This is a genomic window from Phaeobacter sp. JH20_02, assembly GCF_048056915.1.
GTDB classification, from domain to species: Bacteria; Pseudomonadota; Alphaproteobacteria; order Rhodobacterales; family Rhodobacteraceae; genus Phaeobacter; species Phaeobacter bryozoorum.
Genome location: NZ_JAYMVP010000022.1, coordinates 16,732 through 30,878 on the forward strand (window position 1 = coordinate 16,732; position 14,147 = coordinate 30,878).

At 61.4% G+C, this 14,147-nt stretch carries 11 protein-coding genes; 5 read left to right on the forward strand and 6 right to left on the reverse strand.

The window, feature by feature from the left end; genetic code table 11:
* The 4 genes from VWY34_RS06935 to VWY34_RS06950 all read right to left on the reverse strand — a co-directional run bounded on the left by VWY34_RS06935 (position 1) and on the right by VWY34_RS06950 (position 4,938).
* Positions 1–864: a carbohydrate ABC transporter permease gene (locus VWY34_RS06935; RefSeq protein ID WP_340544503.1), complete on the reverse strand. Its 864-nt coding sequence runs from the start codon at positions 862–864 to the stop codon at positions 1–3.
* Positions 864–1,967 (reverse strand): ABC transporter ATP-binding protein, encoded by a 1,104-nt coding sequence (locus VWY34_RS06940; protein ID WP_340544505.1) that lies wholly within the window; start codon positions 1,965–1,967, stop codon positions 864–866. The genes VWY34_RS06935 and VWY34_RS06940 overlap by 1 nt, the downstream gene beginning before the upstream one ends.
* Positions 1,968–1,974: 7 nt before the next feature.
* Positions 1,975–3,051 carry an ABC transporter ATP-binding protein gene (locus VWY34_RS06945; RefSeq protein WP_416544788.1) on the reverse strand — a complete coding sequence of 359 codons (1,077 nt, stop codon included), beginning with the start codon at positions 3,049–3,051 and terminating at the stop codon, positions 1,975–1,977.
* 153 nt (positions 3,052–3,204) lie between these two features.
* Complete coding sequence (locus VWY34_RS06950) at positions 3,205–4,938, reverse strand: ABC transporter substrate-binding protein (RefSeq protein WP_340544511.1); 1,734 nt, start codon at positions 4,936–4,938, stop codon at positions 3,205–3,207.
* A gap of 327 nt (positions 4,939–5,265) precedes the next feature.
* Here VWY34_RS06950 and VWY34_RS06955 point away from each other — a divergent pair, with 327 nt between their 5' ends.
* Positions 5,266–6,396: a THUMP domain-containing class I SAM-dependent RNA methyltransferase gene (locus tag VWY34_RS06955; protein ID WP_416544789.1), complete on the forward strand. Its 1,131-nt coding sequence runs from the start codon at positions 5,266–5,268 to the stop codon at positions 6,394–6,396.
* Between the two features lie 15 nt (positions 6,397–6,411).
* On the opposite strand, the gene VWY34_RS06960 is transcribed toward VWY34_RS06955, so the two are convergent.
* A complete protein-coding gene (locus tag VWY34_RS06960; protein WP_416544790.1) occupies positions 6,412–7,266 on the reverse strand; it encodes a 2-dehydro-3-deoxygalactonokinase in 855 nt (284 codons plus the stop codon).
* A gap of 873 nt (positions 7,267–8,139) precedes the next feature.
* On the opposite strand from VWY34_RS06960, the gene VWY34_RS06965 reads away from it, so the two are divergent.
* The 3 genes from VWY34_RS06965 to VWY34_RS06975 all read left to right on the forward strand — a co-directional run bounded on the left by VWY34_RS06965 (position 8,140) and on the right by VWY34_RS06975 (position 11,380).
* Complete coding sequence (locus VWY34_RS06965; protein WP_416544815.1) at positions 8,140–8,856, forward strand: sugar transferase; 717 nt, start codon at positions 8,140–8,142, stop codon at positions 8,854–8,856.
* A 75-nt stretch (positions 8,857–8,931) separates the two neighbouring features.
* Complete coding sequence (locus tag VWY34_RS06970; protein ID WP_416537279.1) at positions 8,932–9,990, forward strand: CpsD/CapB family tyrosine-protein kinase; 1,059 nt, start codon at positions 8,932–8,934, stop codon at positions 9,988–9,990.
* A 103-nt stretch (positions 9,991–10,093) separates the two neighbouring features.
* Complete coding sequence (locus VWY34_RS06975) at positions 10,094–11,380, forward strand: DUF874 domain-containing protein (RefSeq protein WP_340544519.1); 1,287 nt, start codon at positions 10,094–10,096, stop codon at positions 11,378–11,380.
* A 22-nt stretch (positions 11,381–11,402) separates the two neighbouring features.
* On the opposite strand, the gene VWY34_RS06980 is transcribed toward VWY34_RS06975, so the two are convergent.
* Positions 11,403–12,767: an oligosaccharide flippase family protein gene (locus tag VWY34_RS06980; RefSeq protein WP_416544791.1), complete on the reverse strand. Its 1,365-nt coding sequence runs from the start codon at positions 12,765–12,767 to the stop codon at positions 11,403–11,405.
* Positions 12,768–12,911: 144 nt separating this feature from the next.
* Between VWY34_RS06980 and VWY34_RS06985 the strand changes: the two genes are divergently transcribed.
* Complete coding sequence (locus VWY34_RS06985; protein WP_416548957.1) at positions 12,912–14,129, forward strand: glycosyltransferase; 1,218 nt, start codon at positions 12,912–12,914, stop codon at positions 14,127–14,129.
* The last annotated feature ends 18 nt before the right edge of the window (positions 14,130–14,147 follow it).

A 14,147-nucleotide genomic window follows, 5' to 3' on the forward strand; every position in this document is an offset into this window, starting at 1 on the left:
TCAATTCTGGTCGTCTTTGGTCATCAGCGTGTAAAACAGCCAGCTGACCAGAAGTGTGATTGCGAAATAGATGAGCGACATGGCGGCAGCCGGGCCTAGGTCGAACTGACCAAGGGCGATCTTCACCAGGTCAATCGACAACAGCGTGGTGGAATTGCCGGGTCCGCCGCCGGTCAGAACAAACGGCTCGGTGTAGATGTTGAAGCTGTCCATGAACCGCAACAGGATCGCGATGGTCAGCACCGTCTTCATCTTCGGCAGCTGGATGAACCGGAACACGGCCCAGTTGGAGGCGCCGTCGATCTTGGCCGCCTGATAATAGGCGTCGGGGATCGACACGAGACCGGCATAGCTCAGCAGTACCACCAGCGAGGTCCAGTGCCAGACATCCATGGTCACGATGGTCACCCAGGCCGCAATCGGGTCCTGTGTCATATCATAGTTGATGCCCAGCACGTGGTTCAGGAAATACCCCAGGAGGCCGATATCCGGCAGGGTGAAGATGTTCCACATCGCGCCGACCACATTCCACGGGATCAGCATCGGCAGCGCCATGGTCACCAGACAGACCGGCACCCAGAACCCTTTGCGTGGCATCGACAGCGCAATGGCGATGCCCAGCGGCACCTCGATGATCAGGATCAGGAAGGTGAACAGGAACTGGCGTCCCAGCGCGGCATGGAACCGGTCAGAGCGCAGGATCTGCTGGAACCAGTCGAGCCCCTGCCAGAAGAACACGTTGTCGCCGAATGTCTCCTGAACGGAGTAGTTGACGACGGTCATCATCGGGATCAGCGCGTTGAAGGCAACGAGCAGAAGGACAGGCAGGACAAAGAACCACGCCTTTTGGTTTTCGGTTTTCATTATGCCTGCTCCTCGGTCGCGGTGGCAGATTGGGCAGCTTCTGTCGCGATCCAGCCATCGACATAAAGCCGGGTCTGGTCCTGACGGAAGGACAGGTGGACCGCCTCGCCCTTGGCGGGGCCTGCACCTTCGATCACGGCATTGATCCGCTGGCCTTCAGCTTCACATTCGACAACGGTGTGCCGCCCGACATCCGAAACCTTGGTCACAGTTGCAGGCAGGCCGTTCGCGGCGAGCGTGACAAACTCGGGCCGGATGCCGACCTCGGTCTTGCCTTTGGCGTCACCCAAAATCGGGCCTTCCAGTGCAATCGGCTGGGTGCCGATATAGGGCTGGCCTGCGCGCAGGTCGCAAGGCAGCACGTTCATGCCAGGTGAGCCGATGAAATGGCCAACAAACGTATGTGCGGGGCGTTCGAACAGCTCAACCGGGGTGCCGATCTGTACCACCAGACCATCCTGCATCACCACCACCTGATCGGCAAAGGTCAGCGCCTCTGTCTGGTCATGGGTCACATAGATCATCGTGGCCTTCACGCGCTGATGCAGTTCTTTCAGCTTCGAGCGCAGTTTCCACTTCAGATGCGGGTCGATCACGGTTAGCGGCTCGTCGAACATGACGACGTTCACATCCTCGCGCACCAGGCCCCGGCCCATGGAGATCTTCTGCTTGTTGTCCGGGCTCAACCCTGCGGCGCGGGTGTTGAGCAGATCAGTCACTTCCAGCATCTCGGCAATGGCCATCACGCGCTCTTTGACCGTCGCCTCGTCACGGCCGCGGTTGCGCAGCGGAAAGGCGAGGTTGTCGTAAACGGTCATGGTGTCGTAGATCACCGGAAACTGGAACACCTGCGCAATGTTGCGCTGATCTGGGGGCAGTTTGGTGACATCCTTGCCGTCAAAGAGGATCTGCCCTTCGGAGGGCACCAACAGGCCGGATATGATGTTCAGCAGCGTGGACTTGCCGCAACCCGAAGGACCAAGCAGCGCATAGGCACCGCCATCGGTCCAGTCGAGGTCGATTTCCTTCAGGGCGTAGTCGGATTCGCTTGAGGGGGTCGGCACATAGCTGTGCCGCAGTTTTGAGAGTGTAATTTTTGCCATTTGCGCCTCACGCCACGCGGGAGCCATCAGGGGCAAAGACATATGCCGCCGAGGGATCCATATAAAAATCATGCAGTTCGCCGACCTCATAGGGGTGAACCCCCGCAGCAAGGGAGACCCAGCTGCCGTGATCTGCATCCAAGCCCATGTCGAAATGGGCACTGCTTTCAGAGCCGGACAGCTCCGTCACCTGCACCCGGCCCGACAGCTGCACCGTGGTCGCGGGGCTGGCGATCGGCAGAACGTGGTAGGGGCGGATCGCGATGGTGTAGGGGCCATCTGCCAGATCTGCCGCCGCGCCGGTCAGCGACCAGCTGACGTCATTGCCCAGGCGCGCTGTGCTGCCCTGCTTCACGATTGGGGCGGTGTTGATCGGCGGATCGGAGAATACGCGCGCCGCTGCAACATTATCTGGGTTGCGATAGATATCGGCAGTGGTGCCGAACTGGGTGACGCGGCCATCCTGCATCAGCGCGGTCTTCCCACCCAGCAGCAGCGCCTCTTCCGGTTCGGAGGTTGCATAGACCACAACGGCGCCACGACCAGCAAACAGCTCGGGCAGCTGATCGCGCAGCTCTTCGCGCAGCTTGTAGTCGAGGTTCGCCAGCGGCTCATCCAGGAACACCGCACGGCTTTCCTTGGCAATTGCGCGGGCCAGCGCGGTTCGCTGCTGCTGACCACCGGACAGCTCATGCGGGCGACGGTGCAGCATCGGGCGCAGCTGCAGGATGTCTGCGGCTTCTTCGACGCGGCCTTCGATCTCGGACTTCGCCATACCAGCCACCTTCAGCGGCGAGGCGATGTTCTCGTAGACGGTCATATGGGGGTAGTTGATGAAAAACTGGTGCACCAGGCTGATATTGCGCTTCTGAGTGCTGAGCGAGGTCACATCCTGACCATCCATCAGCACCTTTCCGCTGGCAATCGGGTCAAGACCCGCCATCATCTTGATAAGAGAGGTCTTGCCTGACCCGGTGGCGCCCAGAAGGACGTTGAAGTGACCTGGCTCCAGCACAAGGGAGGTTTCCTTGATATGCAGCTGGGCGCCGACGCGTTTGGTCACGTTTCTGAGTTCGAGTGCCATCTTGCTTTGACTTTCCGGCGGACGGCCTGTTGCGCGCGGCATGCGCGATCTAATTTTGGGAAAAAATTGCCCCGGAGAGGGCCAGCCACGCTCCGGGGCGAAAGCGGGGAGCGCAGCGGATAGATCCGCGCGCTCCCCACGGGGAGGAGGGGGTTACTCAGATGCCCAGCGGGCAACCAGCTCGTCATAGTTGACGGTCTGGCCCTGCGGCTTCTCATTCTCCAGTTTCGGCTTGGCGCCGCCATTGGCATACCACCACTCGGCGTCTTTCTCTTCGTTCAGACGCGGGCCGCAGCCGCCATAGACATTCGCCTGCTCGTCTGCACGCTGCATACGGGCCATGGTGATGTCCATTTCCTCGGCCAGACGGTCCATGGCTTCCTGCGGGGTGAAGGCGCCGGAGTTCACGTCACCGATCTGCTGCCACCAGATCTGGGCCAGCTTCGGATAGTCAGGCACGTTCACGCCGGTCGGGGACCATGCAACGCGGTCGGGCGAACGGTAGAATTCGACCAGACCACCCAGCTTGGGCGCACGCTCGGTGAAGCTCTCGTGGTTCACGGAAGAGTCTCGAATGAAGGTCAGACCAACGTGGGATTTTTTCACGTCAACGGTCTTGGACACAACAAACTGAGCATAGAGCCAGGCCGCCTTGGCGCGATCAACCGGGGTGGATTTCAGGAAGGTCCAGGAACCCACGTCCTGATAGCCAACCTTCTGGCCTTCTTCCCAGTAGGGACCATGCGGGCTGGGCGCCATCCGCCACAGCGGGTTGCCCTCGTCGTCAACGGTGTTGTTGCCTTCGGACTTCGGCTTCACCATGTCGGCGGTGAAGGCGGTGTACCAGAAGATCTGCTGGGCTACGTTGCCCTGTGCCAGAGCGGGCAGCGACTGGTAGAAGTCATAGGATGCAGCACCCGGAGGGGCGTATTTGCGCAGCCATTCGTCCCACTTGCGGATCGCATAGACCGCAGCCGGACCATTGGCAGCACCACCGCGGGTCACGCTTGCACCGGCAGGGTTGCAGGAATCCGCTTCCATGCGGATGCCCCATTCGTCGATCGGCACACCGTTCGGCTCACCTTTCGAACCGGCACCGGCCATCGACAGCCAGGCGTCGGTCATCCGCCAGCCAAGGTCAGGCGCGCGCTTGCCGTAGTCCATGTGACCAAAGATTGTGGTCCCGTCGATTTCCTTGACGTCTTCGCTGAAGAATTCGGCGATGTCTTCATATGCGGACCAGTTGACCGGAACCCCCAGATCATAGCCGTATTTTTCTTTGAACGCGGCCTGCAGATCTTCGCGGTCAAACCAGTCCTTGCGGAACCAGTAGAGGTTCGCAAACTGCTGATCGGGCAGCTGGTAGAGATCGCCATCGGGGCCCGTGGTGAACTGGGTGCCCATGAAATCGCCGAGATCCAGACCGGGGTTGGTGACGTCGAAGAAGTCGCCTTCCATCATGTCGGTCAGGTTATAGGCCAGTTGCAGGCGCGAGTGGGTGCCGATCAGGTCGGAATCGTTGACATAGGCGTCATACAGATTCCGCTTGGTCTGCATTTGCGTCTGCACGGCCTGAACCACTTCACCCTCGCCGAGGATCTGGTGATTCACCTTGATGCCGGTGATTTCCTCGAACGCCTTGGTCAGCACCTCGGATTCGTAGCTATGCGTCGGAATGCCTTCGGACAGGACGTTGATTTCCATGCCCTTGAACGGCTCGGACGCCTTGATGAACCATTGCATCTCCGAGAGCTGTTCATCCTTGGTCAGAACCGAGGGCTGGAACTCTTCGTCGATCCATTTCTTGGCAGCGGCCTCATCGGCATAGGCTGCCTGTCCCGCGACCACGGCAATAACCGCGGCTGCGGACAAAAGATACTTCCGCATCTTTCTCCTCCCTAGTGATTTATTGTGGCCAAAGATGCCCCGTGGCACCCGGCTGACAAACAGGTTCCATACCGCAGTCTATCTTGTCAAACTAATTTTTTAGTTTGTCGTAAGATACTGAATTTTAAAGATAAGGAAATCCACCTTGAGGCGAGTGATCTGACCGTGCGGATGGGCTCTGCGGTGCTGCATCGCGGCAATCGTCGCGGGAATCCCACTGTGCGCGATCCGCACTTGCGTGCACGGCAATGGTAGCGGCCATCGCCGCCGCGCCGAATGGCGAAATTTGCCGTCGCTGACAGGGGGTTTTGCCGCTAAGGAGAGGTCATGGATACATGTGATACATTCGAGATCTTCCTGACCGCCCCTCCGGGGATGGAGCAGACCCTGCAGCGCGAAGCGACGGAGGCTGGCTTTGCTGGTGCCAAAACGGTACCCGGTGGCGTCACCTTTGAAGGCGGCTGGCCCGATGTCTGGCGCGCCAATCTGCAATTGCGCGGTGCCGCGCGCGTGCTGGCCCGTATCGGTTCTTTCCGTGCGTTTCACCTCGCGCAGCTCGACAAGCGCGCACGCAAATTTCCCTGGTCGGATGTGCTGCGCGCGGATGTCCCGGTCCGCGTGGAGACCACAACCAACAAGAAATCCAAGATCTACCACGCAGGTGCGGCCACCCAGCGTATCGAACGTGCGATCACGGAGGAGCTTGGCGCCGAGATCAGCGCCGATGCCCCCATCACGGTGAAACTGCGGATCGAGGATAATCTCTGCACCTTCAGCGTCGATACCTCCGGCGAGGGGCTGCACAAGCGCGGTCACAAGACAGCCGTGGGCAAGGCGCCGATGCGCGAGAACCTCGCCGCTCTGTTCCTGCGGGACTGCGGGTATGACGGGCAGGAGCCCGTGGTGGATCCGATGTGCGGCTCCGGCACCTTTGTGATCGAGGCGGCCGAGATCGCCAGAGGGCTGTTTCCCGGCCGCAGCCGCAGTTTTGCGTTTGAACAGATGGCCAGCTTTGATCCCGATGCCTGGCAGGCCCTGCGTGCTGAGCAGAACCCGCGCCAGACCAGCGCACGCTGCTACGGATCCGACCGCAATGATGGCGCGGTTGACATGGCCACCGCCAATGCCGAAAGGGCAGGGGTCGGCGATCTGGTGACCATTGTTCAGCAGGCGGTCAGCGACCTGACGCCACCGGATCTGGGTCCGGAGGGCAAACCGGGTCTGGTGATCGTGAACCCGCCTTATGGCGCGCGGATCGGCAACAAGAAGCTGCTCTACGCGCTTTATGCGGCGCTTGGGGAAACGCTGATGGCCCGTTTCAGTGGTTGGCGCGTCGGCATCGTTACCAGCGAGACCTCCTTGGCCAAGGCGACGAATTTGCCCTTCAAACCCTTTGGTCCGCCGGTGGCGCATGGCGGTTTGAAGATCCGGCTGTTCCAGACCAATCCGCTGCCATAGGCGCTCTGGCAGATCCTAGGATGTGATGCCCCGCCAGGCCCGGACCAGACCGGCCAGAGCCATGCGATCGGCGTCGGTACGGGTAACCGGCACGCCCTGGTGATTGAGCGCAAGACAATAGGGCACATCCAGCGGCGCAGCTGCGATCAGGGCAACATTCTGCCCTAACCAATAGGGGCGCGCCGCCGACAGCTCTGCACCAAGGAGCAGCCCCCAAAGACGCGCAGAGGTTTCGCTGTCTGATCCGTCCCGCAGAACCTGAAGCTCGGCCAAACGCGCGGCCAGGGCTTCAGGTTTGGACTGGATGGTTTCCATCGCCGCTGTCAGAGCGGTGCGCTCGGCACTCTGAAATTCTGCGCCCCTCTCAATGCCCAATCCCGGCGCCAGGCTGCGCCACAGTCCGGGTGTCAGAAAGCTCTGAAAACTGACCACTTCCTCTGCGCTGATCAGTGCCCAATGGGTCGTCATCCCGGCAATGCAGATCACGCCGTCCCAGTCGGGGTTGAGGCTGAGGAACCCCGCAATGCGATTGACGGCACCGCGCATCACTCCAACAGGGGCGCTTTGTGACAGCCCGCCAAGCAACCGCAGCGGATGCGTCCCCAGCATCGCCTCTCCCATCGGCAGCTCCGTGACCTTGGCAGGCACCGCGATCGTGCCCGTCGTGCCGCCCCGCAGGCTGTCATCATTGAGCAGGATCGGCGTCTCCGGGGCGCAGCCATGCAGCGTGCCAACCAGCCTGGCCAGATCCGCCATCAAATCGGCGCCGGTGCTGGCGGAGACATGTTGCACGGCGTCCCCTTCGTTCATCAGCCAGACCATCAAGCGACCGTCTGCGTGATCCGCAGCCACCCAGTTGGCAGATTTCATCGGGGCGGCCCCGGCGGTTGATGCAGAGGATGGCTCAGAATATGCAGCGCACATGTCGATGTCCTTTTGCCCAGATCCCGAAACGGGAATGCGGTGACGGCGGTTTCCGGCACCAGTCCCCTCCTTGCCAAGTTCCGGGTCAATGATCAACGTCAGCCCCGGATTTGGCGCCATTTGGCTTCAGGCGACAATCGGGCCCGGATTGGCGCTATTTTTGTTTCGGCAATGGCGGGGAAATGGTTAACAGATCCAGCCACCGGATAAAGAAGGTTAACATTCCTCATTGGATAAGCCGGGCGTGGACTCGAATTTAGCCATGAGTCTTGGTTGATTCCTTATACTTTTGGGTAGGCTGCGGAGATAGTTCCTATCCTTTAGAGGAATTGTTTCTCAGTTGGCGCCCTGATTTACTGAAAATTGAGCGAATACTGCCCTATCTCCGATTTTACTGAGATTTGCGTAAAATTGCTTTATTAAGAAATGGCCGCAATTGCGGTTCGGAGGGCGACCTGAACGGGCCGCCTGATTGGGACGAAGGTGCCAGCCTCATGGGGGTGCGGCTGGAGAAGAACCATCGATCTTATTGGACTTGGGACCCGGGGCGCTGTCGTGCCGGGATACTCAGATTGGTGCGAGTACGCCCGCTTTGGCGGGGCAATGTCGCTGTTGTTTCAGCGCACGGGTGAGGATCGCGGGGGCGGTCCTAGATTGGGGTTGGAAATGAAGGATTTCGTGCAAGAGGGGGCTGCTCGCCCGCCTGGTGTTGCGGCCGGTCGCGCGACATGGTCGCGCTGGCCGTTGGTCGGAAACGGCTATCCTGTGGCATTGGTCAGGGAGGCGCGTTTTGTGTCTGTCGCCAAGTCCGTTGCCAATATGAATGCAGAGCTTTCGGCGCGATCATCTTCGCCGCGCCGGGCGCTCGACAGTCACCTGACCGGACTGCGCGACGACGTTCAGGCCCAGTCCTCGAAAATGTCTCGTCAGGGTTATGCCGTTTTCGGCAAACGTATGCTCGATATCACGCTGGTTCTGCTCACACTGCCGATCAGCCTGCCCTTGATCCTGATGGCCGCGCTTGCGCTTTGGCTGGAAGGGGGCAATCCCTTCTACACGCAGGATCGCCTTGGCCAGCGCGGGCGGGTATTCTCGATCCTGAAGCTGCGCACCATGGTGCGCGATGCCGACAAGCTGCTGGAGCGTTATCTCGCCAGCAATCCGGCCATGCGGCGCGAATGGGACGAGACGCAGAAGCTGAAGGCAGATCCGCGCATCACGCCGGTCGGCCGCTTCCTGCGCACCACGTCACTGGATGAGCTGCCACAGCTGTGGAATGTTCTGATCGGTGAGATGAGCCTGGTTGGCCCGCGTCCGATGATGCCCGATCAACTGTCGCTCTACGGCGATGCCACCGCCTATTTCGATCTCAAACCCGGGATTACCGGTCTCTGGCAGGTCTCGGTGCGTAATGAGAGTGGATTTGCCACCCGCGCCCGCGCCGATACCAGCTATCACGGCGACCTGTGCCTGCGCACGGATGTCGATCTTTTGCTGCGGACGGTGGGTGTCGTTCTGCGAGGCACGGGATATTAACCGATCGCATCTAACTGTGATGGGCCGGACTATAGGCGCATCTTGCCTAACGTGGTAGAACTGCGAGGGGGTTTCATGAAAGATGCGATCAACGACGCGGAGGCCCCTGGCACCTGTGGACAGAAACTGGAGTGGGACGACCCCATTGCAATGACGCAACAAGGCTTTAAGAGATTTCGCCGCCGCAAGGGGCGCAACTCCTCGGACCCAGAGCATGACACGGCTCTGACCGGGCAGCCTCAGTCTGCGCCGAACGCGCCACAACAGGGCGGTGAAAGTGCCCGAGAAATGGCGGCTGCCGCGCGCAGCGCGCAGGCCGATGAAGGCAGACGTTTTGCCCGGCGCCCTGAGAGCAGCAGAAACAGGCCGCTCGAAGGAATCTCAGATACGGATCCAAAGCCGCAGCGCCTGCCCGCGACCCTGCCCGAGATGTGGGAGCGTCTCCACCGCGTCCCACTGGACATTCGCGGTCATCAGGTGGCGCGCTCGCCGCTGGTGAATTTCTTTCGCAACTCCCCCACCGCAAACGCCTTTGACCTGCTGCGCACCCGCCTGCTTCACAGTCTGAAGGCACAGGGCTGGAAGCGGGTTGCCATTGCGGCGCCGACAGCCGGGTGCGGGGCCACGTTCTCTGCCGTCAACCTCGCGCTCAGCATGGCGCGGGTTCCGGGGACACGCACGGTTCTGATGGATCTGAATTTTCGCAGACCCGGTGTCGCCTCCGCGCTGAAACTGCCACCGGCCGGCGATATGCCGGGCTTTCTATCAGGGGAGCTGACACTGGCAGAGCATCTGATCCGCCCCGCCGCGTCTCTGGCCGTCGGGCTGACCGCAGCCCCGGACCGCAACGCCGCCGAAATCCTGCATGACGGGCGGTGCGCCAGCGTGATCGACGACATGGTGCTAAGCACGGGCGCGGATGTGACATTGTTCGATCTGCCGCCGGTTCTGGAACATGACGATACCGCCGCCTTTCTGCCGCAGGTCGATGGCGTTCTGCTGATTGCCGACGGCACCCGTACCACGGCGGCACATCTCGCGGCCTGTGAAAAACTCTTTGATGGTCAAACCCAGTTGCTGGGCGTCAGCCTGAACCGCGCGCGGGGCGCCGGTTTGCTGCAATTTGGCCAATAGATCCGACCGGGGACCTCGCCGAGGTCCCTGATCCCGCCTCCCGGCGCGCGCGCCGTTTCTGAACCGACGACCAACCGCAACCAACCATCAAACGAGCCGACACATGGGACCGATCCGCACTCTGGATGACATTTTGGATATGCTGCGACGGCGCGCGTCGGTGATCCTTTGGGTTGTCCTGCTGGGTGCCATGGTGTCGCTATGGGTCGCGGCAAAGCAGCAGCATTTCTACGAAAGCTCGGCGGTCCTGCAGATCACCCGGCCGAAGATCGCCGACGAACTTGCCAAATCCACCGTTGACGGATCTTCGGCGCGGCGGCTGCAACTGATCGAGCAGCGTCTGATGGCGCGTGGTTCGGTCCTGGAAATCATCGAGAAATACGGTCTCTACAAGGAACTGCCAGGCCTTGTCCCCTCTGAAAAGGTGGCGCTGCTGCGCGACTCCGTCTCGCTGACCGGGGTTGCTGCCGCGCGGGAGGGGTTTGCCGATGACGGCACGATTTCGGTGCTGACCATCTCGGCGCTGATGCCGACGCCGGAACAGGCACAGGCCGTTGCCAGTGAATTCGCCACCCGCACGATTGAACTGAGCCAGAGCTCGCGCATCGAACAGGCCCGGGAAACCCTGACCTTTTTTGCCGACAAGGAAGCCGCGCTCATCGGCGAGGTGGCCGAGCTCGAGAATGAGATCACCGCCTATCGCAACGCCAATAACGTTGCACTTCCCGGCGGGATCGAGATGCGCCGCGAGGAGATTTCATCGCTCAATACCGGCTTGCTGGAGATCGAGCGCGAGCAGATCGAGCTGCGCAGACAGGCGGATCAGACCACATCGAACCAGCGTCAGGCCACGGCCCGTCGCATGCTTGAAGTCTTTGAGGAGAAACTGGCCACGCTGGACGCGCAGCGCGAACTGCTGCTGAACCGCAGGTCGACGCTTGAGCGATCGCTGGAAACCACACCGGAGGTGGAGCGCCAGCTCGGCGTCTATGAGCGCAGGATGAGCCAGCTGCAAAGCGAGCTGGATGCGATTTCTCAGCGCCGGACCGAGGCGGAAGTGGGCTTTCGTCTGGAAGCCTCGCGCCAGTCGGAGCGCTTGAATATCATCGAATCCGCGCCGCTTCCGGACTATCCGGCAACAGGCGGGCGCAAGAAAAAGGCACTGATGGGCGGTGTTGCCAGTATCGGACTGGCCCTTGGCATCGCCTTCCTGCTTGAGCTGCGGCACCCGGTGCTGCGCAGCGTGGCGCAGATGGAGCGGGAGACCGGCCTGACACCGGTTGTTGCGATCCCCTATCTGGACACGGCACCCCGGCGGCGCGGCTTCCTCGCGCGGCTGCGCAGAGGCTTCAACAGGCGGCGCCCGCCGGGGGCCGAAGCAAGCGGCTGAAAGAGGCGTTCGGTCCTGGTTCTTAGCCAACCGCGGCGATCATCGCCGTCAGCCTGTCCCAGTGCCACCAGATCGCGGACAGGCCAACCATCAGAGCCAGAACCATAAACAGCAGGTCATGCAGCGGATCCCAGACATGGTGTTTGCAGGCCAGCCAGATCATCACCGGATAGGCCATTACCATCGCCAGCCCCAGCGCGGCGATCCCGCCTGTCAGGCCAAACAGCATCACCCCGGCCAGAAACAGCACCGTCTGCGCAATCCCTCGCGCCGCCGTAAAAACAAAGAATGACCGGCTGTCCCCGGCGGCCAACGCGGCCTGATCATAGGTCATGGTGATCACAGCCGGAGCCATGGCAAGCGCGATCAGAACCACCATCGGACCGGCATCGCCATATCGCGCATCATAGAGCAGATCGACAAGCCAAGGGCCAAGCCAGGCCATCGTCAGCAGGATCGACAGGATCATCATGCTCAGCCCGGCGCGCAGCTGGCGCTGTTTGCGCCGGTACTCCGGTGCGGCATGGGCAGGCTTGTCGCGGTAAACCGGGATCATCAGCCGCTGGTTCACCGCATGGCCGAGTGCCATCGGGAAGCTCGCCAGGAAAAATCCGATATTGTAGATACCAAGCACGTCCAGCGGGACGAACTTGCCCAGAATGGCCCGATCGCCCTGCGAGGTCAGAAACCAGAAGGCGGTCGACAGGAAAATCCATTTGCCGAAATGCAGCAATTCACGCAGCGCCGTCGGCTCCCATCGAAACCGGCTGGGCCGTCCCGGCAGTCCCAGATGCACGCTCAGCAGGAATACGCCTGCCTGCAGGACACTGCCCAGGACCAGGGCCAGAACCGATTGCGTCCACCAGGCCAGCAGAACCATGGCGCCAATACCAATAGCCTGGCTGATCAGCTCCAGCGCCGTTAGTCGACCGACCAGCAAATGGCGATGCGCCGTCTCCACGCGGATCGGGTCAAATCCGTTAAGCACCAGCGCAATACCGGCAATGGGCAGGTACCACAGCAATTCCGGCGCGCCATAAAATTGCGAAACAGGCCAGGCCAGCAGCAGGGTCAGCCCCCACAGGACAAATCCACGCACCACCTGTACGCTCCAGGCCGTGTCGAGGAAATCCGGATCGTCACCGCGCTTGCTCTGGGCAATGGACGGACCGATCCCCATATCGGAAAACAGCGCCAGCCCGGTGACCACAACGCTGACCAGCGCCATCAGGCCAAAGGCTTCGGGGAACAGCAGCCGCGTCATCACCAGATTCGCCGCCAGCCGCAGCGCCTGACTGCCGCCATAGCCGATCATCAGCCAGGAGGCCGAGCGCAACACGCGGGCGGCGAGGCGTTCTCCTTGGAAAAGCGACAGGACCTGCGGCATCAATATCCTCGAGGTTTTGCGATACACTTGCGATACTGATCCCAAAAGGCGTCAATTCCGCGGCATGATCGCGGCAATGCTGGGCAAGTGTGACAACTGACGATAGCCTGCGACAAGTCTTGCATAAAATGGGCCATCGTCCTCGTGAAAATAGCGTATATTCTCAATACCTATCCGCAGCCGTCGCATAGTTTCATCCGGCGCGAGGTACAGGCGCTGGAGCGCCAGGGTCACGTGATCCATCGGATCGCCATGCGGCGCAGCAGTGCCCCTCTGGTGGATCCCGGCGACCAGGCCGAGCAGGCGCGCACCATCTACGTCCTTGACCGGGGTGCAATCGGTCTGCTCCAGGCGCTGATGCGGTCTGCTCGCAGGACGCCGCGACGTCTGATCGGCGCGCTCCGCATGGCCTGGCGCCTGGGGGCGGCGTCGCAGGCGGGGCGTCTGCGTCATCTGATCTATCTGGCCGAGGCTGCCTACGTCGCCGATTATGCCGCGCAGCAGGAGATCGCCCACCTGCACGCGCATTTCGGCACCAATGCAACCACCGTTGCACTTCTGGCCTCTGAACTGGGCGGGCCGGGCTATAGTTTCACCACCCACGGGCCAGAGGAATTCGACGCGCCGCAACCCTTGTCCCTGGGGGAGAAACTGAACCGCGCCAGATTTGCGGTAGCCATCAGCAGTTTTGGCCGCAGTCAACTGAGCCGATGGGCGGCCTTTGGCAGCTGGGAGCGGTTGAAGGTGGTGCATTGCGGGATCGAGCCTGCACGTTTTGCAGATCCCGCGCCATTGCCGGAAGGCGCTTTGCGGATTGCCGCCATCGGTCGCTTTGTGGAGCAGAAAGGCCAGATGATGCTGATCGAGGCCATGGCGCATCTGGTCGCGGATTATCCCGATCTGCATCTTGCGCTGATCGGCGATGGTGAGATGCGCCCCGATCTGGAGGCCGCCATAGCGAAGCACCGGCTTGGTGATCATGTCACGCTGACCGGCTGGCTCTCCGAGGCTGATGTCAGGGCCGAACTGGCCCGCGCGCAGGCGCTGGTGATGCCCTCCTTTGCCGAAGGTCTGCCCATGGTGGTGATGGAGGCCATGGCAGCCGCACGTCCGGTTATTGCCACCTATATCGCGGGTACGCCTGAACTGGTGCTGCCGGGAGAGACCGGCTGGCTGGTGCCTGCGGGTGATCCTGCTGCTCTGGCGCAGGCCATCCGGGATCTGGCAGCGACGCCCCATTCCAAACGGGTTGCCATGGGGCAGGCCGGGCGCGCCCGGGTTATCGAGCGGCACGACAGCGACACAGAGGCTGCAAAGCTGGCGGCGCATTTCCGATCGGCGATTGCTGGGCAGTCCAGCTAGGCCAGCGCAATGGCCCGC